This is a genomic window from Chimaeribacter californicus (assembly GCF_002858675.1).
GTDB lineage: Bacteria > Pseudomonadota > Gammaproteobacteria > Enterobacterales > Enterobacteriaceae > Chimaeribacter > Chimaeribacter californicus.
On the sequence record NZ_PJZF01000008.1, the window covers coordinates 49,022 to 70,356 of the forward strand.

At 54.1% G+C, this 21,335-nt stretch carries 21 protein-coding genes, 1 other RNA gene and 1 pseudogene; 13 read left to right on the plus strand and 10 right to left on the minus strand.

The features are described from left to right. Positions 1–5: 5 nt before the first annotated feature. The 3 genes and pseudogenes from CYR55_RS11065 to smpB form a co-directional block, all read right to left on the minus strand. Positions 6–1,206 (minus strand): annotated as a pseudogene (locus CYR55_RS11065) (integrase domain-containing protein). A gap of 132 nt (positions 1,207–1,338) precedes the next feature. After that, positions 1,339–1,703: a transfer-messenger RNA gene (gene ssrA, locus CYR55_RS11070) on the minus strand. Positions 1,704–1,752: 49 nt separating this feature from the next. Beyond that, positions 1,753–2,235: an SsrA-binding protein SmpB gene (smpB, locus tag CYR55_RS11075; protein ID WP_101816203.1), complete on the minus strand. Its 483-nt coding sequence runs from the start codon at positions 2,233–2,235 to the stop codon at positions 1,753–1,755. A 160-nt stretch (positions 2,236–2,395) separates the two neighbouring features. Here smpB and CYR55_RS11080 point away from each other — a divergent pair, with 160 nt between their 5' ends. Both CYR55_RS11080 and CYR55_RS11085 read left to right on the plus strand, forming a co-directional pair. Beyond that, entirely contained in the window at positions 2,396–2,830 is a 435-nt protein-coding gene (locus CYR55_RS11080) for a type II toxin-antitoxin system RatA family toxin (protein ID WP_101816204.1), read from the plus strand. Then, entirely contained in the window at positions 2,823–3,107 is a 285-nt protein-coding gene (locus CYR55_RS11085; protein ID WP_101816205.1) for an RnfH family protein, read from the plus strand. Before CYR55_RS11080 ends, CYR55_RS11085 begins: the two co-directional genes overlap by 8 nt. A gap of 67 nt (positions 3,108–3,174) precedes the next feature. Here the strand turns inward: CYR55_RS11085 and bamE are convergent, their stop codons facing one another. The 3 genes from bamE to nadK form a co-directional block, all read right to left on the minus strand. Continuing rightward, a complete protein-coding gene (gene bamE / locus CYR55_RS11090) occupies positions 3,175–3,522 on the minus strand; it encodes an outer membrane protein assembly factor BamE (RefSeq protein ID WP_072930158.1) in 348 nt (115 codons plus the stop codon). A 112-nt stretch (positions 3,523–3,634) separates the two neighbouring features. Continuing rightward, on the minus strand, positions 3,635–5,296 hold the full coding sequence (gene recN, locus CYR55_RS11095; RefSeq protein ID WP_165699575.1) for a DNA repair protein RecN: 1,662 nt from the start codon (positions 5,294–5,296) through the stop codon (positions 3,635–3,637). 86 nt (positions 5,297–5,382) lie between these two features. Then, positions 5,383–6,261 (minus strand): NAD(+) kinase, encoded by an 879-nt coding sequence (gene nadK, locus CYR55_RS11100; RefSeq protein WP_101816208.1) that lies wholly within the window; start codon positions 6,259–6,261, stop codon positions 5,383–5,385. A 123-nt stretch (positions 6,262–6,384) separates the two neighbouring features. Here nadK and grpE point away from each other — a divergent pair, with 123 nt between their 5' ends. Continuing rightward, the gene (gene grpE, locus CYR55_RS11105; protein WP_101816209.1) at positions 6,385–6,972 is read left to right on the plus strand and encodes a nucleotide exchange factor GrpE; all 588 of its coding nucleotides are present in this window, start codon (positions 6,385–6,387) and stop codon (positions 6,970–6,972) included. Between the two features lie 53 nt (positions 6,973–7,025). Here grpE and ung read toward each other — a convergent pair whose 3' ends face one another. Next, positions 7,026–7,715: a uracil-DNA glycosylase gene (ung, locus tag CYR55_RS11110; RefSeq protein WP_101816210.1), complete on the minus strand. Its 690-nt coding sequence runs from the start codon at positions 7,713–7,715 to the stop codon at positions 7,026–7,028. Between the two features lie 340 nt (positions 7,716–8,055). Between ung and grcA the strand changes: the two genes are divergently transcribed. After that, a complete protein-coding gene (grcA, locus tag CYR55_RS11115; RefSeq protein ID WP_101816211.1) occupies positions 8,056–8,439 on the plus strand; it encodes an autonomous glycyl radical cofactor GrcA in 384 nt (127 codons plus the stop codon). Between the two features lie 68 nt (positions 8,440–8,507). Here grcA and srmB read toward each other — a convergent pair whose 3' ends face one another. Continuing rightward, positions 8,508–9,830 (minus strand): ATP-dependent RNA helicase SrmB, encoded by a 1,323-nt coding sequence (gene srmB, locus CYR55_RS11120; protein ID WP_101816212.1) that lies wholly within the window; start codon positions 9,828–9,830, stop codon positions 8,508–8,510. 165 nt (positions 9,831–9,995) lie between these two features. Here srmB and trmN point away from each other — a divergent pair, with 165 nt between their 5' ends. Continuing rightward, complete coding sequence (gene trmN / locus CYR55_RS11125) at positions 9,996–10,742, plus strand: tRNA(1)(Val) (adenine(37)-N(6))-methyltransferase TrmN (RefSeq protein ID WP_241522135.1); 747 nt, start codon at positions 9,996–9,998, stop codon at positions 10,740–10,742. Here trmN and nadB read toward each other — a convergent pair. Beyond that, positions 10,717–12,372 (minus strand): L-aspartate oxidase, encoded by a 1,656-nt coding sequence (gene nadB, locus CYR55_RS11130; RefSeq protein ID WP_101816214.1) that lies wholly within the window; start codon positions 12,370–12,372, stop codon positions 10,717–10,719. The two genes, trmN and nadB, sit on opposite strands and share 26 nt — an antisense overlap. Before the next feature lie 215 nt (positions 12,373–12,587). On the opposite strand from nadB, the gene rpoE reads away from it, so the two are divergent. From rpoE to rseC, 4 genes are read left to right on the plus strand one after another with little or no spacing between them, the layout of a single operon-like run. Then, positions 12,588–13,163 (plus strand): RNA polymerase sigma factor RpoE, encoded by a 576-nt coding sequence (gene rpoE / locus CYR55_RS11135; protein WP_072930403.1) that lies wholly within the window; start codon positions 12,588–12,590, stop codon positions 13,161–13,163. A gap of 29 nt (positions 13,164–13,192) precedes the next feature. Further along, complete coding sequence (rseA, locus tag CYR55_RS11140) at positions 13,193–13,843, plus strand: anti-sigma-E factor RseA (RefSeq protein ID WP_101816215.1); 651 nt, start codon at positions 13,193–13,195, stop codon at positions 13,841–13,843. After that, positions 13,843–14,796 carry a sigma-E factor regulatory protein RseB gene (gene rseB, locus CYR55_RS11145; protein ID WP_101816216.1) on the plus strand — a complete coding sequence of 318 codons (954 nt, stop codon included), beginning with the start codon at positions 13,843–13,845 and terminating at the stop codon, positions 14,794–14,796. The genes rseA and rseB overlap by 1 nt, the downstream gene beginning before the upstream one ends. Positions 14,797–14,807: 11 nt before the next feature. Continuing rightward, positions 14,808–15,275, plus strand: a complete 468-nt coding sequence (gene rseC, locus CYR55_RS11150) for a SoxR-reducing system protein RseC (protein WP_101816217.1) — start codon at positions 14,808–14,810, stop codon at positions 15,273–15,275. A 109-nt stretch (positions 15,276–15,384) separates the two neighbouring features. On the opposite strand, the gene CYR55_RS11155 is transcribed toward rseC, so the two are convergent. Beyond that, on the minus strand, positions 15,385–16,203 hold the full coding sequence (locus CYR55_RS11155; protein ID WP_101816218.1) for a hypothetical protein: 819 nt from the start codon (positions 16,201–16,203) through the stop codon (positions 15,385–15,387). A 570-nt stretch (positions 16,204–16,773) separates the two neighbouring features. Here CYR55_RS11155 and lepA point away from each other — a divergent pair. The 4 genes from lepA to era all read left to right on the plus strand — a co-directional run bounded on the left by lepA (position 16,774) and on the right by era (position 21,330). Then, positions 16,774–18,573 (plus strand): translation elongation factor 4, encoded by a 1,800-nt coding sequence (gene lepA, locus CYR55_RS11160; protein WP_101816219.1) that lies wholly within the window; start codon positions 16,774–16,776, stop codon positions 18,571–18,573. Between the two features lie 14 nt (positions 18,574–18,587). Continuing rightward, positions 18,588–19,565, plus strand: coding sequence for a signal peptidase I (gene lepB / locus CYR55_RS11165; RefSeq protein WP_101816220.1), 978 nt, complete (start codon positions 18,588–18,590; stop codon positions 19,563–19,565). Positions 19,566–19,747: 182 nt separating this feature from the next. Continuing rightward, entirely contained in the window at positions 19,748–20,428 is a 681-nt protein-coding gene (gene rnc, locus CYR55_RS11170) for a ribonuclease III (RefSeq protein ID WP_072930182.1), read from the plus strand. After that, complete coding sequence (gene era / locus CYR55_RS11175) at positions 20,425–21,330, plus strand: GTPase Era (protein ID WP_101816221.1); 906 nt, start codon at positions 20,425–20,427, stop codon at positions 21,328–21,330. Before rnc ends, era begins: the two co-directional genes overlap by 4 nt. Positions 21,331–21,335 lie beyond the last annotated feature (5 nt).

The window sequence follows — 21,335 nt, forward strand, 5'->3', positions numbered from 1 at the left end:
CCCCACTAATCCATGAGTGCAATTCTTTGCTCTAAATATGTAGATCTATTGTACGCTCTCCGAACCTCATTTTTATCACTGTGAGCTAAAGCTGCTTCAATAACATCCGCATTGAAACCAGCTTCATTCATTGCAGTACTTGCGCTAGAGCGGAGGCCATGAGCAATTAGTTTTCCGCCAAAACCAATACGTTTTAAAGCTGCGTTAGCCGTTTGGCTATTGATTGGCTGTTTAGGGTCATTTCTGCCAGGAAAAATATGCTCACGATGAGCACTGATGGGCTTTATCACTTCCAAAATATCTAAAGCCTGATGTGATAAAGGAACAATGTGCTCTCGTTTGGCCTTCATCCATTCGGCTGGAATAGTCCAGAGCTTTGCATCAAGATCGATCTCTCCAACGAGCACTGGAGGCTTCAGAAGGGCGCAAAAGCGTCAAGAGTTGCCATTCAATGAGACAACGAGTCGGAACAAACAGATTTGACATGACTAAAGAACGCATCAGCTTCGGTAATTCTTCTGGTCGCAGCGTCGGCATGTTTTGTTTTTTGGGCTTATCAAAAGCCATCCCAACACCTGATGCTGGATTGGCATCAATCAGACCAGTGTTTACGGCATAAATCATTACCTCGTTAATGCGCTGCACCAGTCGACGTACAGTCTCAAGCGCCCCACGAGCTTTGATTGGCTCAAGCGCTTCAACCAATGTACGAGCTTTGATTTGCTGAACGAGGATCTCACCGATGGCAGGGAATACATCTTTCTCCAGTGAACGCCAAATGTCTTTTGCGTAATCAGGGGTAACGCTTTTACTTTTGAGCTGGAACCAGTTAGCGGCGACCGTTGAAAAAATACTGTCCAGAGCGATTTGCTGCTGTTCTTCTGCAACTTCAGCTTGAATTTGCGGATCGATGCCATTAGCCAGCAATGAGAGGTAATCAGCGCGCAGGCGTCTGACATCTGCCAGTGAAAGGGCAGGGAAGGCGCCTAGGCCCATCATGGTGCGCTGCTTTGTAGCTGGCCGCTGATAGCGAAAACGCCAAAGCTTTTTTCCGGTAGTTTTGACAACCATAAAAAACCCGTCGCCATCATGCAGCGTCAAATCTTTATCAATGGCTTTGGAACGAAGAACTTCTGTGTTGGTGAGAGGCGCGTAATCCTTGCCATGCGGGGCTATCCTGCGTGAATTGGTATACGTTATTGGCATACATCTTACCGTATACCAATAATCACCGGATTTAGTCGGATGTCCTCGGAAGAGGGCAGACACAAAAAAGCCCGCAAACCTAAGTGGGATGCGGGCTTTCAGGACTTTCCCGGACAGTGCCGGAACATAATGTGGTGGAGCTGGGGGGATTTGAACCCCCGTCCGAAATTACTACACCGTCGGTACTACATGCTTAGTCCAATCTTTACATTCGCCTGTCAGCTGCGGATGGACACGCCACTAACAAACTAGCTTGATTAGTTTTAGCGCTTCAACCCCAAGCTAGGTCTCCACGCGATCTCTTTTGGGTTTGACCTCTCTTGATCCCCGTCCTAAGAGCGGAGGCTAGGGAGAGAGGGCTCTCAGCAGGTTATTAAGCTGCTAAAGCGTAGTTTTCGTCGTTTGCGACTATTTTTTTGCGGTTTTTTAGCGAGGCCTACCGCACCTCGGCATGCACCTTGGGTTTCGCAAATCCCGTCGAATCCAGAATCAGCCCCAAGTACTATCGGTAAGTATACCAGAACTTTACCATGCAACGCCAGTCACTTAACGGTTTGCATTTTTCATGATGCGTGCTTTGTCTAGCTGCCATTCACGTGCGCGCGTGTCTTCACGCTTGTCATGCTCTTTTTTACCTTTAGCCAGGCCGATTTTGATTTTCGTCCAGGCATTTTTCCAGTAAAGAGAGAGCGCCACAATGGTATAGCCATCACGGCTGACCGCGCCGAACAGGGAACTCAGTTCTTTACGGTTGAGCAGCAACTTACGGGTGCGCATAGGTTCACACACCACATGTGAGGAGGCAACGTTGAGCGGCGTGATGGTGGCACCAAACAGAAACGCTTCGCCATCGCGGAAAACGACGTAGCTGTCACTGAGGTTGGCTTTACCAGCACGCAGCGATTTAACTTCCCATCCTTGCAACGCAAGACCGGCCTCGATCTCTTCTTCAATGAAGTATTCGTGGCGGGCGCGCTTGTTCATCGCAATGGTCGCGGAACCGGGTTTATGTGCTTTTTTCTTAGTCATAGTGGTCGTTATTATACCGCATGGTGTGGCGAATGAAATCCCTTGAGCCAGAAGCGCTTAGCCTTTTTATGCTCATCTGAGCCTTTCAGGGTAAGCAGTTTTTTGTCACAGGGCAGATAAATGTTATTATCTGTACGTTTTATGACACACAGGAAATGATATGCCTCAGATCAGCCGTTCTGCGTTGGTGCCCTTCAGCGCTGAGCAAATGTACCAGTTGGTAAACGATGTTAATTCCTATCCGGAATTTTTGCCAGGCTGCACCGGTAGCCGGGTTTTGGCTCAGGGACCGACCGAGATGATGGCGGCCGTAGACGTCGCAAAAGCGGGCATCAGCAAAACTTTTACCACACGCAATCTGCTCGCCAGCAACCAAAGCATTAAAATGCAGTTAGTTGACGGGCCTTTCCGCAAGCTCATGGGAGGCTGGCATTTTATCCCGTTAAGCCCGGAAGCCTGTAAAATTGAGTTTAACCTGGATTTTGAGTTTACTAACAAACTGATTGAACTGGCGTTTGGCCGGGTCTTTAAAGAGTTGGCAGGCAGCATGGTTCAGGCGTTTACGCAACGCGCGAAAGAGGTCTACAGTGCCTGATATCCGTGTTGAGGTGGTGTATGCCCTGCCGGAGCGTCAGTATCTTCGCAGCGTGACCCTGGAAGAGGGCAGCAGCGTTGAGCAGGCCATTATGGCGTCCGGTATTCTGGAGCAGCGCACGGAGATAGATTTGACCATCAATAAAGTCGGCATCTATAGCCGGCCGGTCAAACTGGGAGATCAAGTCAGTGAGGGGGATCGGGTAGAGATCTACCGGCCTTTGATCGCCGACCCTAAAGAACTTCGCCGCCAGCGTGCAGAGCGGGCCAAAAAATAAGGTGCCAAAAGGCACCTTTTTTATCATCTCCAGCGTGTGACAACCACGATAACCCGGCTGAGTGCGGTCAGTCTTTCTGGCCTGTCAGCGTGGCTTTGTTATCCATATTGGTCAGCACACCGTTGCTGTCAAAGGTCAGTGTCAACGTCTGTTGTGAGACATCTTCATGCCCTGGTTGCTGACGGAAAACATAGAACCAGGTGTTGTTCCCAAACGGGTCCTGCAGCATTGGCGTACCCAAAACATAAGCCACTTGCTGCTTAGTCATACCGGTATGAACCTTAGCTACGTCAGCGGGAGACAAATAGTTCCCCTGATTGATGTCAGGCCGGTAAACCACCTTTTCCAGTGTGGAACAGCCTGCGGTAAGCATAACAAGGACCACAGCGGCGGCAGTCAGCAATTTACAGCGCATAGTAATCACATTCCTTTAGGGCATAAGATGCCGATGATAATAAACCTTTCGGCAGTTGGGAACCTTTACGGGGCCCCTGTATGACCACAGGAAAGCAAAAAAGTTAACTTTTCTATGCAGCCAGCAACTCTTTGGCATTCGCCAGCGTATTGCGCGTAACCTCACTGCCGCCCAGCAGACGGGCCAGCTCTTGCAGGCGGGCGCGTTTATCCAGCCGGACCATCGTGGTTTCTGTCGCTTCACCATCGGTCTGTTTACTGACGAAATAGTGCTGGTGCCCACACCCTGCCACCTGCGGAAGGTGGGTTACACACATCACCTGAGCTGATTCGCCTAACTGGCGCAGCAGCTTGCCGACAATCGCGGCTGTCGGGCCACTGATGCCCACATCCACTTCATCGAAAATCAGGGCCGGGGTATCCATCTTCCGTGCGGTAATCACCTGAATGGCCAACGCAATACGCGAGAGCTCACCACCGGACGCGACTTTAGCCAACGCCTGCAACGGCTGGCCGGGGTTGGTGGTTACCTGGAATTCAATATGGTCTGCACCTTCAGCGCTCAGGTGCTCCGGATTAAAGGTAATATTAATCAGGAATTTCCCGTGCGGCATGGAGAGCGCCTGCATACTCTGGGTAATCAGTGTGGTGAGTTCGTCAGCATAGGCGCGGCGTTTTTCGCTCAACTGGCCGGCAATCTCGGCCGCTTTACGGTGATGGCGGGTTACCGCTTCACTCAGCTCTGCCTGGTCGTTCTCCTGATCGTCCAGCGCCTGTTGCTCGTCCAGCAATTGCTGATAGAGCAGCGGTAATTCTTCCGGGGAGACACGGTGCTTACGCGCCAGCGAGAGCTGCCGTGACAGGCGTTGTTCCAGTTCATACAAGCGGTTCGGGTCAAGATCCAGGCGCTCACTGTAATGACGCAACTCATCACTGGCTTCACTGATCTGGATAGAGGCCTCTTCCAGCATAGAAAGCAGCTCGCCCATTTTTTCGTCAAGTTCAGCCAGCTCACTCAGCTGATTTTTGGCGGTGTAGAGCTGGCTGAGAATGTTCTGGTCATCGCCATCTGCCAACAAATAGAGCGTCTGCTGGCTCAGGGAGAGCAGTTGACCACTGTTGGCCAGGCGTTTGTACTCACTGTCAATTTGCTCATATTCGCCCATGACCGGTGAGAATTCGTTCAGCTCTTTCAGCTGATAGTGCAGCAGCTGGCGACGGGACTCACGCTCGCTCATCAGCTGTTGATGCTGCGCCAGGGCGCGGCAGCTCTGGTGCCATTCCTGATAGGCATGGCGCATAGAAGCGAGTAACAGCGGCTCGTCAGCGTAGGCATCCAGTAAGGATTTTTGGTGCTCCGGGCGCAGCAGCAGTTGATGCGCGTGCTGGCCGTGGATCTGGATCAGATGCTGGCCCAGTTCACGCAGCTGGGAGAGAGGCACCGGTGTGCCGTTGATAAAGCCGCGTGACCGGCCATCCGCGCCGATAGTACGGCGCAACAGGCACTCATTGCCCTCATCCAGCTGGTTTTCAGCCAGCCAGTCACGGGCGGAAGGGGTATCGGCCAGCGTAAAGCGGGCGCAGAGATCGGCGCGGGCCGCACCGTTACGTACCATGCTGCCATCCGCGCGGCTCCCCAGGCAGAGGCCCAGCGCGTCAATTGCAATCGACTTACCCGCCCCGGTTTCACCGGTAATGGCGGTCATTCCTGTCTGAAAATCAATGTCCAGCTCACGGACAATTGCAAAATTACTGATAGTGAGTTGAGCCAGCATAGCCACCTTCCTGTACATAACTACAGAGCTGTAATTGCGTACAGTATAATCTGGAATTATATCCAGTAAAGTGGGGAATGCGCTTTTCAGAACAATTTTTTCGACCAGCCAAGCTTAGTGCTCAATGTGTTGAAATAGCTGTAATCTTTAGGGTGAATCAAATTCAGGTGGAATGCGCTGCGGCGGATCATCACCTCTTCACCCTCCTGAATCGGCAGGGCAATCTGGCTGTCGCAGCTGATCTCCAGATCGCTGCCGATCTGCGAAAATTTCAGATGAATCGTGCTGCTGCTGTTGATCACCAACGGGCGCGCAGAGAGGGTATGCGGGAACATCGGCACCAGGGCGATGGCGTCCAGCGTCGGGGTCAGGATCGGGCCGCCGCCGGAAAGCGAATAAGCGGTAGAGCCGGTGGGCGTAGAGATAATCAGGCCGTCTGAACGCTGGGAAAAGGCGAAACGGTCATCAATGTAGACCTCGAATTCGATCATGTGCGCCACTTTGCCGGGGTGCAGCACCACTTCATTAATCGCAGTACCGATCCGGCAATGATCGTTGCCGCGCCTCACCTGTGCCTCCAGCAGGAAACGCTGTTCATCAAGATAGTGGCCTTCCAGCACATCGGCGAGTTGCTGCTGGGCGTTGTCCGGGTCGAGGTCGGTCAGAAAACCGAGGTTGCCGCGGTTCACGCCAATTACTTTGATGTCGTAACGTGCCAGCACGCGCGCGGCACCGAGCATATTGCCGTCACCGCCTACCACCACCGCCAGATCGGCCTGTTGCCCGATCTCCGCCAGGGTGCCGGTCGCGGCATGCTCCAGTTTCAGCTCACGCGCAACCTGACGCTCAAGAATCACGTCATAGCCTTTGCCGCGCAGCCAGTGGTACAGCATTTCATGCGTGGCCAGGGCAGAGGGGTGGCGCGGGTGGCCGACGATGCCGATACGCTCAAATTTATTACTCATTGTCTCACTGGTCCTCAGTATGGGGTTTTGGCCCACACATTGTGAACGGTTCCCTTGAAACCCGGGTTTTGATCCCCATAATAAGCGAACTAGCAAGTGTAATGCTAAAACGCGGAGAATTTCATGAGTAGTAAAGAACAGAACACAGCAAACGAGCAAGTCTCGGATGAGATGGAAAAAGATCAGGAACTGCACGCGGAAGCGGGAGCCGAGACGGCAGACGACGTCGATCCGCGTGACGCACGTATTGCTGAGCTTGAAGCGCAGTTGAAAGAAGTACAGCAACACGAGCGTGAAAGCCTGTTGCGCGCCAAGGCAGAAGCGGAGAATATCCGTCGTCGTTCTGAACTGGACGTCGAAAAAGCGCATAAATTTGCGCTGGAAAAATTCTCCGGCGAACTGCTGCCGGTCATTGATAACCTGGAACGTGCACTGGATCTGGCGGATAAATCCAACAGTGAGCTGGCCTCCATGATCGAAGGTGTGGAACTGACGCTGAAATCCCTGCTGGATTCTGTGCGTAAGTTCGGTATCGAAGTGGTCGGTGACACCAATGTGCCGTTTAACCCGGAAGTGCACCAGGCGATGACCCTGATGGAGTCCGATGAGCATGAACCGAACCATGTCATGATGGTGATGCAGAAAGGCTATACGCTGAATGGCCGCCTGTTACGTCCTGCCATGGTGGCTGTCTCGAAAGCGAAAGCGTAATTGAGACCAAAAAGGCACCTGCGGGTGCCTTTTTTATTGCCGTTAATGGCAGGTCAGTCGAGGTTGTCCGGCAGAATCGGCGTCCAGTCGATAGGCGGCAGGCCCTGTTTTTCCAGCAACGCATTGGTCTGAGAAAAATGGCGGCAACCCAGAAAACCGCGGTGAGCTGAGAGCGGTGAGGGGTGCGGCGCTTTCAGCACATGATGGCGTTGGGTATCAATAAAACTCCCTTTCTTCTGGGCATGTGACCCCCACAGCAAAAATACCACGCCTTCCCGGTGTTCATTGATGGCGGCAATCACGCTGTCTGTAAACCGTTCCCAGCCCAGACGGGCATGAGAATGCGCCTGCCCACGTTCCACCGTCAGCACCGTATTGAGCAGCATCACCCCTTGTCCGGCCCAACTCTGCAAACAGCCATGCGCCGGCCGGCTGAAGCCCGGGATGTCGCTTTCCAGCTCTTTATAGATGTTCACCAAAGAAGGCGGCACGGCAACGCCCGGCCGCACCGAAAAGGCCAGGCCATGTGCCTGATTGGGCCCATGGTAGGGGTCCTGCCCCAGAATCACGACCCGCACATCATTTAATTCGGTGAAGCGGAAAGCGTTGAACACCTCTTTCTGCGGCGGGTACACGGTCTTGCCTGCGGCGCGTTCAGCAGCCACAAACGCCAGGGTTTCCTGAAAATAGGGCTGCTCTTTTTCCTGACCAATCACGTCATGCCAGGTGAGTGAGGTGGGCATTCACGCTCTCCTTTGTTTTTACAGATAATCTGATGACTATAGAGTACCTGCATCCACTTACCAGTAAAACGGCTGAAATGGCAAGGCGACGCGTTAGCCCGTCCATAAATTCAAAATTAATTGATAATTTACAAAATTTATGTAAATCGCTGATGTGCCTATTTTGATTAAAAACAAAAACTTGCCTTAGTGGGGTAGGACTCATAGAGAGAATTATTGATATTAATCAAAGAAGCACAGTTTTTGCACTGGTATACAGGGATGAGAAGAGGTGGTTTTACGCGAGTGAAACTGCCCGTAAATCATTCGGGTGGCATACCACTGCCCTATGGAGGAAAGTATGATTACAGGTATCCAAATTACTCAGGCCAATAATGCGGCGCTGGTGAACTCTTTCTGGCTGCTGGACGGTGAAAAAGAGGAAGCACGCTGCCTGTGTGCCAAAGCGGCGTATCAGGAAGACCAAATTGTTCCCCTGCGGGAATTAGGCCAGATTGAATATCGTGAAGTGCCGGTTGATATGCAGCCGACCGTGCGTGTTGAGGGTGGTCAGCATCTGAACGTCAATGTCCTGCGCCGCGAAACGCTGCTGGACGCGGTTGAGCATCCGGAAAAATATCCGCAACTGACTATCCGTGTTTCCGGCTATGCCGTGCGTTTCAACTCACTGACGCCGGAACAGCAACGCGACGTGATCGCCCGCACCTTTACCGAAAGCCTGTAAGGCCCTTTTCACCCCTGCACACAGCATAAAAAAGGGGAGCCATGGCTCCCCTTCCTCTATCCCACGTATTATTCGCCTGCCGTACCGGTTGCCGCTTTTGGCTGACGGCGTTTACCCACATTCTTGGCATCGCGCTGGCGCACTTTGACTTTCGGCTTGGCTTTGGCCTGCTTTTTATCCGCCTCGCGTTTCGCCAGCACCTTTTTCGACGGCTTACCGTTGCTTTTCTCGCTGGGCACTTTACTGGTCGGGCGCAGTTCATCAATCACACGCGCTTTCAGCGGCTCATTGAGATAACGGCCGATTTTACCCAGCAGCAGGTGATCGTGCGCTTCCACCAGGGAGATGGCGCACCCTTTGCGGCCCGCGCGGCCGGTACGGCCGATACGGTGCAGGTAGGTGTCCGCCGTGCGCGGCAGGTCAAAGTTGAACACATGGCTGACATCATTAATGTCCAGCCCGCGCGCCGCAACATCAGTGGCAACCAGCACATTGACGCGCCCGTCCGTCATACGTTTTACGGCCTCGTTGCGTTTGGCCTGCACCATTTCGCCTTCGAGGTAGCAGGAGTTGATGCCGGCTTCACGCAGCCAGGTCACCATCTCATGTACCCGGTCACGGGTGCGCACAAACACAATTGACTTCTGTACATCCGGTTGTTTCAGCAGATGGCAGAGCAGGGCGGTTTTATGCGCCAGGTTATCGGCCCGGTAGTACCATTGCAGGATCTTTTTGCGTTCACGGCGTGACGGGTCGGCTTCAATTTCTACCGGATCCTGCAGCAGGCGCTCAGCAAAGTCGCGGATGGCGTCGCCTTCCAGCGTCGCGGAGAACAGCATGGTCTGCTTTCTCCAGCGTGTTTCACCGGCGATTTTTTCGATGTCCTCAGCGAACCCCATGTCCAGCATACGGTCTGCTTCATCCAGAATCAGTGTTTCCACTGCGCGGCAGTCGAAATTCTCTTCCTTAATATATTGCAGCAGGCGGCCGGTGGTCGCGACCACGATGTCCTGATTCTCGCTGAACACTTCGGCGTGGTTCATATACGCAACACCGCCGGTAATGGTGGCGATGTCCAGTGACGCGTGAGCCGCCAGCTCACGTGCCTGGTCAGCTACCTGCATGGCCAGCTCACGGGTCGGGGTAACAATCAAAATGCGCGGCGGGCCGGATTTCCGGCGCGGGAAATCCAGCAGATGCTGCATGACCGGCAGCAGAAACGCGGCGGTTTTGCCGGTGCCGGTGGGTGCCGAACCCAGAACGTCACGGCCATCCATAGCGGGCGGGATCGCCTCAGCCTGGATAGCGGTGGGGCGGTCATAGCCTTTGTCGCGCAGGGCGGCGAGCAGGCGTTCGTCTAGATCGAGTTCGGAAAAAGTGGTTGCTGTCATGGTCTACCTCTACGTGGGGCGCTGATTATAGACGGGTTAGACGCGTTCTTCACCTATTTAAGCCGCCGGTGCCGCTTTTACTCTGTGAGTGATTATCCTATGCTACGCAGGTTTTGTCGTGCTGCGTCTGGTAAAGACGCCCCTGGATCTGACCTGGAAGAACCCGTGACTACCGAATCAACGCCCGCTCCCGCCTTGCGCCGCAACGGTTTTACCTTTAAACAATTTTTTGTTGCCCACGATCGCTGTGCGATGAAAGTCGGCACCGACGGCGTGCTGCTTGGTGCCTGGGCACCGGTGGACAATGCCGGGCGTATTCTGGATATCGGCACCGGTAGCGGCCTGATTGCGCTGATGCTGGCGCAACGTACCTCACCGGGCTGTGAGATTGATGCAGTAGAGCTGGATGCGGATGCCGCTGAACAGGCGCGGGAAAATGCCGGTGCGTCACCCTGGGCTGACCGGATTAAGGTGCTGGCAAACGATATTCATCAGGTTGCGCGTGAAAACGTGGCCCGCTACGCCCTGATTGTCAGCAATCCGCCCTATTTTGAACCGGCCGTGGCTTGCCGGGATGCGGCAAGAACCCAGGCGCGTTACACCGAAACGCTGAGCCACGATGCGCTGCTCGCCTGTGCGGCGGCCTTGCTGGAAGAGGGGGGCCAGTTTTGCGTCGTCCTGCCCTATGAGATTGGCGAACGCTTCATTGCCACTGCGCAGGCTGACGGCTGGTACCCGGCCCGGCGGACAGTGATCCGCGACCGGCCGGGCAAACCCTTGCATCGCATGTTGCTGGCCCTGGCGCGTTCGCCCGTGACGTTGCATCAGGATGAGCTGGCATTGCGCGATGAAGACGGCAGCTACAGCGCGGCCTTCCGCCAGATGATTACTGATTTCTATCTGTTTTATTAACGGCTTCAGCGGGAGTGTTACCGGCCGCCTTCGGGCAAAGCACCGTCGGCACGGGGCTGGCCTGCTGCTGCGGGTAGTCGAGGGTATAATGCAGCCCGCGGCTCTCTTTGCGCAGCAGGGCGCTGCGGACAATCAGCTCCGCGACCATCACTAAGTTACGCAACTCCAGCAGGTTGTTGGAAATGCGGAAGCGCGCATAGTATTCCTCTATTTCCTGCTGAAGCAGTATGATGCGCCGCAAGGCACGCTCCAGCCGTTTGGTGGTGCGCACAATGCCTACGTAGTCCCACATAAACAGCCGCAGCTCATGCCAGTTATGCTGGATCACCACCTGTTCATCGGCATTGTCCACCAGGCTCTCATCCCAGGCGGGCAGGGTGTCCGGCAGCGGCGTGTGCGGCAGGCGCGCCAGAATATCTTCGGCAGCGGACCAGCCATACACCAGACACTCCAGCAACGAGTTGGATGCCATGCGATTGGCCCCGTGCAGCCCGGTATAGCTCACTTCACCAATCGCATACAGCCCGTCGAGATCGGTCCGCCCCTGATGGTCGACCATCACCCCGCCACAGGTATAGTGCGCGGCCGGCACGATCGGGATCGGCTCTCGCGTCAGGTCAATTCCCAGTGACAGCAATTTTTCATGAATGGTGGGGAAATGCTGGAGAATGAATTCTGCCGGCTTATGGCTGATGTCGAGATACATACAGTCGGCACCCAGCCGTTTCATCTCATGATCAATCGCGCGGGCCACAATGTCCCGCGGAGCCAGCTCGGCACGCGGGTCGATTTCCGGCATAAAACGGGTGCCGTCAGGGCGTGTCAGGTAGGCCCCTTCACCGCGCAGGGCTTCCGTCAGCAAAAAATTGCGTGCCTGCGGGTGGAACAGGCAGGTTGGGTGAAACTGGTTAAATTCCAGGTTGGCTACCCGGCAGCCGGCACGCCAGGCCATGGCGATGCCGTCACCGGAGGAAATGTCGGGATTGGTTGTATATTGGTAAACCTTGGCCGCCCCACCGGTTGCCAGCACCACCGCCCCGGCGCGGAACGTCATCACTGACTCGCTGTCACGGTTCCAGACATAGGCTCCCACCACCCGTTCCGGCCCGGCCAGGCCCGCTTTGCGGGTAGTGATCAGGTCAACGGCATTATGCCGTTCCAGCACGCAAATATTGGGGTGGGAACTTGCTTTCGCTACCAGCGTGGTTTCTACTGCCTTGCCGGTGGCATCGGCCGCATGCAGGATGCGGCGGTGGCTGTGGCCACCTTCGCGCGTCAGGTGATAGCGTGCGTCACCGGCAGCATCCGACTCGGTATCAAAACAGACGCCCTGATCAATCAGCCATTGCACACAATGGCGGGCATTGCCGGCAATAAATTCTACTGCCTGCCGGTCACATAATCCGGCCCCGGCCACCAGGGTGTCCTCAACGTGCGACGCAATGCTGTCAGCCTCATCAAATACGGCCGCAATGCCGCCTTGCGCATAGAGTGTCGCCCCTTCGCGAAGCGGGCCTTTACTGAGTAGGGTAACGCGGCAGTGCTCTGCCAGACGCAGCGCCAGGGAGAGCCCCGCCGCACCACTGCCGATAATCAGGACGTCGCTGACATGTTCAGAAGGAGATGACATAGCGTATGATGTTGTGCAGAAGAAGAGTGAAAATCATGTTAGCCTACTTGCCTGGGCAAAAGCCACGTGCTTGAGGTGCCAACAGAAAAAACAGAGACAATGCGGAACTCTGCGTACCGTGTAAACTCCAAGCAGGTGCTTGCTCAGGAAAAAAAGATGATGGCTGGCAGTACAATTTTACGCGTGGAGACAGGTTTGGGGAGAATTTACCTCGGATGAGCGAGCAGTTTACGGATCAGGTTCTGGTTGAGCGGGTCCAGAAGGGAGATCAAAAATCGTTCAATTTACTGGTGATTCGTTACCAGCATAAAGTGGCGAGTCTCGTTTCCCGCTATGTACCTCAGGGCGATGTGCCGGATGTGGTACAGGAATCTTTTATTAAAGCGTACCGTGCGCTGGAGTCCTTCCGGGGAGACAGTGCGTTCTACACCTGGTTATACCGTATCGCCGTGAACACGGCTAAAAATTATCTGGTCGCTCAAGGGCGCCGGCCACCGGCCAGCGACGTTGATGCCAACGATGCAGAAAACTTTGAAAGTGCAGGCGCATTGAAAGAAATTTCGAACCCTGAGAATTTAATGTTGTCTGAGGAGTTACGACAGATAGTTTTCCGCACTATTGAATCACTCCCTGAAGATCTCCGCATGGCGATTACTTTGCGGGAACTGGATGGCCTGAGCTATGAAGAGATAGCCGCCATTATGGAGTGTCCGGTAGGCACGGTGCGATCCCGCATCTTCCGCGCTCGGGAAGCTATTGATAATAAAGTCCAACCGCTGATTCAGCGTTAGTACAGCGGGCACAGGAAGGGTACTAAGGCATGCAGAAAGAACAGCTTTCCGCTCTGATGGATGGTGAAGCGCTTGATTCCGAGTTTTTGAACGCCTTATCAAACGATAAAGCGCTTCAGGACCGCTGGCAGAGCTATCATCTCATCCGAGATACGATGCGGGGCGATGTTGGTGAGGTTATGCATCTGGATATCGCCGCCCAGGTTGCCGCTGCGATTGCGAAAGAACCGGCCCGGCTGGTTCCGCACGTGATTGCGGATGCTCAGCCGCAACCGCATACCTGGCAGAAAATGCCGTTCTGGCACAAAGTCCGCCCGTGGGCGAGCCAGCTTACCCAGGTTGGGGTAGCGGCGTGCGTGTCCCTGGCTGTGATTGTGGGCGTACAGCACTACAATCAGCCTGAAGGCAGCACCTCGCCTGAAACGCCGGTATTTAACACCCTGCCGATGATGGGCGGGAAAGCGTCTCAGGTCAGCTTTGGTGTCCCGAGTGACAACGCCGCGGCTAACGGTGGGCAGCAGCAACTGCAGGAACAGCGCAAACGTATTAACGCGATTTTGCAGGATTATGAGTTGCAGCGCCGTTTGCATTCTGATCAGCTGCAGCTGGATTCAGCCAGTCCGCAACAGGCCGCTGTTCAGGTACCAGGAACTCAGTCATTAGGAATGCAATCGCAGTAATGAAGCAATTTTGGTTTGCCGTTAGTGTGCTGACAGGCAGCCTGGTTTATCCCTCCATCGCCCCGGCGCAGCCTGCGTCCGGGGCGTTGTTGCAACAGATGAACAGCGCCAGCCAGACACTCGATTATGAAATCGCCTTTATCAGCATCAGCAAGCAAGGAATAGACTCCTCACGCTATCGCCATGTACGGCTGGGAAAAGAGTCTCTCGCCCAGTTGTTGCAGATGGATGGCCCGCGCCGGGAAATTGTGCAGCGTGGCAATGAGATCAGTTATTTTGAAGCGGGGCTGGAGCCTTTTACCCTGACCGGCGATCATATTGTTGACGCACTGCCGGCCCTGGCCTTCTCTGATTATGGGCAACTCGCAAAATACTATGACTTTATCCCGGTAGGGCGTGCCCGCATCGCCGATCGCCCCAGTGAGGTTATCCGTATTGTGGCGCGTGACGGTACACGTTACAGCTACATCGTCTGGATTGATGAAGAGACGAAATTACCTCTGCGGGCCGACCTGCTGGACCGTGATGGCGAAACACTGGAGCAGTTCCGGGTTATCTCCTTTGTGGCCAGCAAGCAGGTAGAACAAGCGTTGGGCGGCCTGCAAAAAGCAGAATTGCCCCCTTTGCTCTCGATCCCGGCAACCGATAAAGTGAACTTTAGCTGGGAGCCGAAATGGTTGCCGGCAGGGGTAGCAGAAGTGTCACGCAGCCGCCGTACGTTGCCAAATCTGCCGCTTCCGATAGAATCCCGGCTTTACTCCGATGGATTATTCAGTTTCTCTGTCAACGTCAGCACGTCCGGCAGCCCCACCTCCGAACAATTTGTCCGACAGGGGCGGCGCACGGTACATACTGAAATCCGTGATGGGCGGGAGATTACAGTGGTCGGCGAGCTGCCGCCCTCTACCGCAAAACGCATTGCTGACAGCATTGTACTGACCCGGTCGCAATAAGGTAATTCGCTATGATGAAAGAATGGGCCACCGTCATTTCGTGGGAAGAGGGCGTAGCGCTGTTGCAATGCGATCCTCAGGCCGGATGCAGCAGCTGCAGCGCGCGCACCGGCTGCGGCACCCGTACGCTGAATAAACTGGGGCCACAACCTACCCATCACTTGCAGGTGAATATTGATCAGCCATTGGAACCCGGCCAGAAAGTTGAACTGGGCATCACCGAAGGCAGCCTGTTGCGTTCAGCGTTGCTGGTGTATATGACGCCGTTAGTCGGCCTGTTGCTGGGAGGCGGCCTGATGCAGATGTGGCTTAACAGTGATGCCTTTGCGCTGTTGGGTGCTGTTGCAGGTGGGGCAGCCGGTTTTTTGGCCGCACGCGCCCTGGCTAAACAGCATGCAGATGAGCAGGACTATCAGCCAGTGGTCTTGCAGATTGGCCTGCCGCCGACGGCATTTCGCATGCAAAGCAACCTCTCCTGACGCTTATTCGCGCGCTGTACTATGCCGTGGCGGCGCGCGAATACTTTCCCTGCCTTTTCAACCTGCTTATCACCCGTACTGTTTCTCCTTTCTGCTGTCTTTCAAAATATTATGTGCGAATCGGAATACGGCTTTGGATCATGTGTTCAATTAACGCAATAAACAGATCGGCGCTGAACAGTGACATATAGGGAATAGAGAAGATTACCCGATCCTGAGCATCCAGCAGCTCAATGGGGTCACCTGGGCCGCCATACACAATATGGTGCACTTCATCGATCGGGATCATCTGGTCATCTGTGCTGAGTGACAACGCGCTCAGCCGCAGTTGCTTCTCTTTCATCATCAAAAAATTACGTGACAGTACTCTTTTCAGCAGGCTGCGGCTGGGTGAGAGGTAGAAAAAGCTCACATGGCCGTCATTGGCCAGCATGGTCAGGGCTGCCGCGCCGCGATGAATCAATTGCTGATTGATAATGACCTCAATCAGGCGGGCTGATCCGGCCACATTTGGGGAAATTTTATTCCAGGCACTGTATATATCTGTGCGGAATGCCAGGGCATTGATTAATTTACCGGTATAATTGCCGCTGCGATAACGGTAAATATCAGATATTTTCTCAAAAGGAATAAAGTGATCCTTTTGGTCATGCTGATTAATCACTAAAATACCATTCTCATGCAGCTGATAGATTTGTTTGGGTTTAATTAAATGGCGCAGGAAAATTAATGTAATACCCAGCACCACACAGGCCATACCGGCCAACAACGTGAACTGTACCCGATCATCCTCTGCACGTTCTGCGGTAAGTAAAAACAGAAACAGCACAGCCCCTGCCAGCATCAGCAACGCAGAAATGACAATGGTTATCCACGAGTTGGTTTTAGCAAAACCATGGCGGCTGAGTAACCGTCCTTCCTCGATCATAACGGGTATCCTTGTAACCTGAATAATATGAAAAAAACCAAAATATCCCTGAAACTACCTTTAAAATCATTATTGTTCACGCTCTACAGGCGAGTACTCTATCTAGTCTACTGAGAGGAAAGGTGTAAATGAGCATTATCCTAAAGGCATGAGACTGCATGAAAAGGCGTGATGAAAAGTGCAATAAAAAAAGGTATCGGGAGCCAGAACACACGCCACAATAATATGAAGCATTATCTTTGCGTTATTTCCCCTAGTTATTTTGGGGAGAATGGGGTGGGGAGGTAAACCGGAAAACACCCTTTTTCAGGCATACAGCAAGCCCTTTTTTCTTACCTGTCAGTCTCTGTCGCACCTTCTCACATCTTATTTCCCCCTTTGCTGCCACTTTTGCGCGATGATATCCATAATTAAACGATAGCATGGCGGATGACTAGGCTTTCACAGGCCCGGCATGTAGAATGCTGCGACTCAGGCGTAAGAGAGCCAACCTACTCACCGTCGCTTCTTGTCCATGCGTGTCCCCATAGGCGAGCGATTCAGAAATACCAAGGCAGAAAAACTTTTATAATGAAGCATATACGAAATTTCTCCATTATTGCCCATATTGACCACGGTAAGTCGACGCTGTCCGACCGTATTATCCAGATTTGCGGCGGGCTCTCCGATCGTGAAATGGCATCGCAGGTGCTGGATTCAATGGATCTGGAGCGTGAGCGCGGCATTACGATCAAAGCCCAGAGCGTGACGCTGGACTATAAAGCGCAGGATGGCCAGACCTACCAACTCAATTTCATCGATACCCCAGGGCACGTTGACTTCTCGTATGAAGTTTCCCGCTCACTGGCCGCGTGTGAAGGTGCGCTGCTGGTGGTGGACGCCGGGCAGGGCGTAGAGGCTCAGACCCTCGCCAACTGCTACACCGCAATCGAAATGGATCTGGAAGTGGTGCCGGTACTGAACAAAATTGACCTGCCGGCTGCCGACCCGGATCGCGCGGCGCAAGAGATCGAAGATATTGTCGGCATCGACGCCGCGGACGCCGTACGCTGCTCCGCCAAAACTGGTGTAGGCGTGCCGGAGGTGCTGGAGCGCCTGGTGCGTGATATTCCGCAGCCGCAGGGCGACCCGGATGCCCCTCTGCAGGCCCTGATCATCGACTCCTGGTTCGACAACTACCTGGGCGTTGTTTCGCTTATCCGTATTAAAAACGGCACCCTGCGCAAAGGCGACAAGGTGAAAGTGATGAGCACCGGCCAGTCCTATAACGCTGACCGCCTGGGCATCTTTACGCCGAAACAGCTGGACCGTGACTCCCTGAGCTGTGGGGAAGTGGGCTGGCTGGTCTGTGCGATCAAAGACATCCTGGGCGCGCCGGTGGGCGATACCCTGACGCTGGCACGCCAGCCGGCTGACAAAGCGCTGCCGGGCTTTAAAAAAGTGAAACCGCAGGTTTACGCCGGTCTGTTCCCGATCAGCTCAGATGACTATGAAGCGTTCCGTGATGCGCTCGGCAAACTGAGCCTGAACGATGCCTCCCTGTTCTATGAGCCGGAAAGCTCCACCGCACTGGGCTTCGGCTTCCGTTGTGGCTTCCTGGGCCTGCTGCATATGGAGATCATTCAGGAGCGTCTGGAGCGTGAATACGACCTGGACCTGATCACCACGGCCCCGACGGTGGTTTACGAAGTGGAAACCACCTCCGGCGACATCGTGTACGTGGACAGCCCCTCCAAACTGCCGGCGCTGAACAATATCGCCGAGCTGCGTGAGCCTATCGCTGAGTGCCATATGCTGATGCCGCAGGAGTACCTGGGCAACGTTATTACCCTGTGTATTGAGAAACGTGGTGTGCAGACCAACATGGTTTACCACGGTAACCAAGTGGCGCTGACGTATGAAATCCCGATGGCGGAAGTGGTGCTCGACTTCTTTGACCGTCTGAAGTCCACCTCACGCGGTTATGCATCACTGGATTACAACTTCAAACGCTTCCAGGCATCAGACATGGTGCGGGTTGACGTGCTGATCAACAGTGAACGTGTGGATGCGCTGGCTCTTATTACTCACCGTGATAACGCGCAGTACCGTGGCCGTGATCTGGTTGAGAAGATGCGTGAACTCATCCCGCGCCAGCAGTTTGACATCGCGATTCAGGCCGCCATTGGTAACCACATCATTGCGCGTTCTACCGTGAAACAATTGCGCAAAAACGTGCTGGCAAAATGCTATGGCGGTGATGTCAGCCGTAAGAAAAAACTGCTGCAGAAGCAGAAAGACGGTAAAAAACGCATGAAGCAGGTGGGTAACGTTGAGTTGCCGCAGGAAGCGTTCCTGGCCATTCTGCATGTTGGTAAAGACAGCAAATAAATTAAGGAGTCAGCATGGCTAACATGTTTGCGCTGGGGTTGTTTATTGCCACCCTGCTCACAGGGATTATCTGGTGTCTGGATCGTTTTGTCTGGGCACCGGCCCGCCGGAAAAAAGCGGCAGCAATTAATGCCCAGATAGCGGGTAATCTTGACAGCGCAACCCTGAACAGTGTCGGGAAGCAGCCGGGATGGGTAGAAACCTGTGCCTCCGTGTTCCCGGTATTATTCATCGTGTTTGTGGTGCGCTCCTTTATTTTTGAGCCGTTCCAGATTCCGTCAGGTTCAATGATGCCGACCCTGCTGATTGGTGATTTCATCGTGGTAGAAAAATTTGCCTACGGCCTGAAAGACCCGGTCACCCAAACGACGCTCATCCCTACCGGTCACCCAAAACGTGGCGACATTGTGGTGTTTAAATATCCGCGCGACACGCGGGTTGACTACATCAAACGTGTGGTTGGCCTGCCGGGTGACCGGATCAGTTATGATCCGGTCAGCAAGCGCGTCACCGTGCAGCCGGCCTGCAACAGTGACAGCAACTGCGATAAGGCGCTGGCCGTGACTTATTCCCAGGGCGAACCAAGCAACCTGGTGCAGACGTTTGGCCACAGCGCCGGCAGTGAAGTCTCCAGCGGTTTCTTTGATATTCCGCAGAGCGACGCCGTGCCGGATGGCGGCATTCGCCTGCGTAACCGTCAGGAAAACCTGGGCGGCGTAACGCATGACATTCTGGATGTGCCGGGCGCGCAGGACCAGTTAGGGATGTACTATCAGCAACCTGGGCAGCCGTTGGGCGTGTGGGTGGTGCCGGCCGGGCACTATTTCATGATGGGCGACAACCGGGATAACAGCGCTGACAGCCGCTACTGGGGCTTTGTGCCTGAGAAGAATCTGGTGGGTAAAGCCACCGCTATCTGGATGAGTTTTGAGAAGCAGGAAGGCGAATGGCCGACCGGGGTACGCTTCAGCCGTATTGGTGGAATCCATTAATCCGGCCCATAAACGCAGCATTATGTCGCGACTCGTTGTAGAATAACCCCTTGAGCGATAAAAGTTGGCTCCTCATCCCAGAGGAGCCACTGCAAACGAAACAGCTTTGGATTGGCTTTGGGCGAAGCAGGCCTGTTCCGTATGCTGAAGTTTTTGACGCATTCTTGATCTATTGGTAACTCATGAACCCCATCGTAATAAACAGGCTGCAGCGAAAGCTGGGCTACACTTTTCAACAGCAGGAGCTCTTGCTGCAAGCACTGACTCATCGCAGCGCCAGCAGCAAACATAACGAACGGTTAGAGTTTCTGGGTGACTCTATTCTCAGTTTTGTCATTGCCAATGCGCTTTATCACCGTTTTCCCAAAGTGGATGAGGGTGATATGAGCCGGATGCGTGCCACGCTGGTACGCGGCAATACGCTGGCAGAAATGGCGCGTGAATTTGATCTTGGCGAATGTTTGCGCCTCGGCCCTGGTGAATTGAAAAGTGGTGGTTTCCGCCGCGAATCTATTCTCGCGGACACGGTAGAAGCCCTGATTGGTGGCGTGTTTTTAGATAGCGATATCCAGAATGTCGAACGTTTGATTCTTAACTGGTACCAGAGCCGGTTGGATGAAATCAGTCCCGGTGACAAGCAGAAGGACCCAAAAACCCGGTTACAGGAGTTTTTACAAGGTCGTCATCTGCCGTTGCCTTCTTATCTGGTCGTACAGGTTCGCGGTGAGGCGCACGATCAAGAATTTACTATCCACTGCCAGGTGAGCGGGTTGAGTGAACCGGTGGTTGGCACCGGCTCAAGCCGCCGCAAAGCCGAACAGGCGGCAGCGGAACAAGCGCTGAAAAAGCTGGAGCTTGAATGAGCGAAGAAAAAACCTATTGCGGATTTGCCGCCATCGTCGGGCGACCGAACGTAGGCAAATCGACGCTGCTGAATCAGTTGTTGGGGCAAAAGATCTCCATCACCTCACGTAAGCCGCAAACCACCCGCCACCGTATTATGGGCATTCATACCGAAGGCCCATACCAGGCGATCTACGTCGATACCCCGGGGCTGCACATCGAAGAGAAGCGCGCCATCAACCGCCTGATGAACCGTGCGGCCAGCAGCTCCATTGGTGACGTGGAGCTGGTGATCTTTGTGGTAGAAGGCACGCACTGGACGCCGGACGACGAGATGGTGGTCAACAAACTGCGTGACCTGAAAGCCCCGGTTGTGCTGGCCATCAACAAAGTGGATAACGTGGCAGACAAAAGCAAACTGCTGCCGCACATCCAGTTTTTGAGTGAGCAGATGAACTTCCTTGATGTGGTACCGATCTCTGCAGAGAAAGGCACTAATGTGGATACCATCGCCGGCATCGTGCGCAAATGCCTGCCGGAAGCGATCCACCACTTCCCGGAAGATTACATCACTGACCGTTCGCAGCGCTTTATGGCGTCTGAAATCATCCGTGAAAAGCTGATGCGTTTCCTGGGTGAGGAGCTGCCTTACTCGGTTACCGTGGAGATTGAACGCTTTGCATCCAACGAACGAGGCGGGTATGACGTCAACGGCTTAATTCTGGTAGAACGCGAAGGCCAGAAGAAGATGGTGATCGGGAATAAAGGCTCCAAGATCAAAACCATCGGTATTGAAGCCCGTCAGGATATGGAAGAGATGTTCGAGGCCAAAGTGCACCTCGAACTGTGGGTGAAAGTGAAATCCGGCTGGGCAGACGACGAACGTGCGTTGCGCAGCCTGGGTTACGTAGACGACCTCTAAGGCGC

What these genes read in the sequence shown, in the direction of transcription:
- ung (WP_101816210.1), bottom strand. Translation starts at nt 7,715, where the DNA reads ATGCCCACCTCACTCACCTGGCATGACGTGATTGGTCAGGAAAAAGAG.
- smpB (WP_101816203.1), bottom strand. Translation starts at nt 2,235, where the DNA reads ATGACTAAGAAAAAAGCACATAAACCCGGTTCCGCGACCATTGCGATG.
- lepA (WP_101816219.1), top strand. Translation starts at nt 16,774, where the DNA reads ATGAAGCATATACGAAATTTCTCCATTATTGCCCATATTGACCACGGT.
- CYR55_RS11080 (WP_101816204.1), top strand. Translation starts at nt 2,396, where the DNA reads ATGCCTCAGATCAGCCGTTCTGCGTTGGTGCCCTTCAGCGCTGAGCAA.
- CYR55_RS11155 (WP_101816218.1), bottom strand. Translation starts at nt 16,203, where the DNA reads ATGATCGAGGAAGGACGGTTACTCAGCCGCCATGGTTTTGCTAAAACC.
- nadB (WP_101816214.1), bottom strand. Translation starts at nt 12,372, where the DNA reads ATGTCATCTCCTTCTGAACATGTCAGCGACGTCCTGATTATCGGCAGT.
- bamE (WP_072930158.1), bottom strand. Translation starts at nt 3,522, where the DNA reads ATGCGCTGTAAATTGCTGACTGCCGCCGCTGTGGTCCTTGTTATGCTT.
- rseC (WP_101816217.1), top strand. Translation starts at nt 14,808, where the DNA reads ATGATGAAAGAATGGGCCACCGTCATTTCGTGGGAAGAGGGCGTAGCG.
- rseA (WP_101816215.1), top strand. Translation starts at nt 13,193, where the DNA reads ATGCAGAAAGAACAGCTTTCCGCTCTGATGGATGGTGAAGCGCTTGAT.
- lepB (WP_101816220.1), top strand. Translation starts at nt 18,588, where the DNA reads ATGGCTAACATGTTTGCGCTGGGGTTGTTTATTGCCACCCTGCTCACA.
- rseB (WP_101816216.1), top strand. Translation starts at nt 13,843, where the DNA reads ATGAAGCAATTTTGGTTTGCCGTTAGTGTGCTGACAGGCAGCCTGGTT.
- recN (WP_165699575.1), bottom strand. Translation starts at nt 5,296, where the DNA reads ATGCTGGCTCAACTCACTATCAGTAATTTTGCAATTGTCCGTGAGCTG.
- rpoE (WP_072930403.1), top strand. Translation starts at nt 12,588, where the DNA reads ATGAGCGAGCAGTTTACGGATCAGGTTCTGGTTGAGCGGGTCCAGAAG.
- grpE (WP_101816209.1), top strand. Translation starts at nt 6,385, where the DNA reads ATGAGTAGTAAAGAACAGAACACAGCAAACGAGCAAGTCTCGGATGAG.
- grcA (WP_101816211.1), top strand. Translation starts at nt 8,056, where the DNA reads ATGATTACAGGTATCCAAATTACTCAGGCCAATAATGCGGCGCTGGTG.
- era (WP_101816221.1), top strand. Translation starts at nt 20,425, where the DNA reads ATGAGCGAAGAAAAAACCTATTGCGGATTTGCCGCCATCGTCGGGCGA.
- nadK (WP_101816208.1), bottom strand. Translation starts at nt 6,261, where the DNA reads ATGAGTAATAAATTTGAGCGTATCGGCATCGTCGGCCACCCGCGCCAC.
- rnc (WP_072930182.1), top strand. Translation starts at nt 19,748, where the DNA reads ATGAACCCCATCGTAATAAACAGGCTGCAGCGAAAGCTGGGCTACACT.
- srmB (WP_101816212.1), bottom strand. Translation starts at nt 9,830, where the DNA reads ATGACAGCAACCACTTTTTCCGAACTCGATCTAGACGAACGCCTGCTC.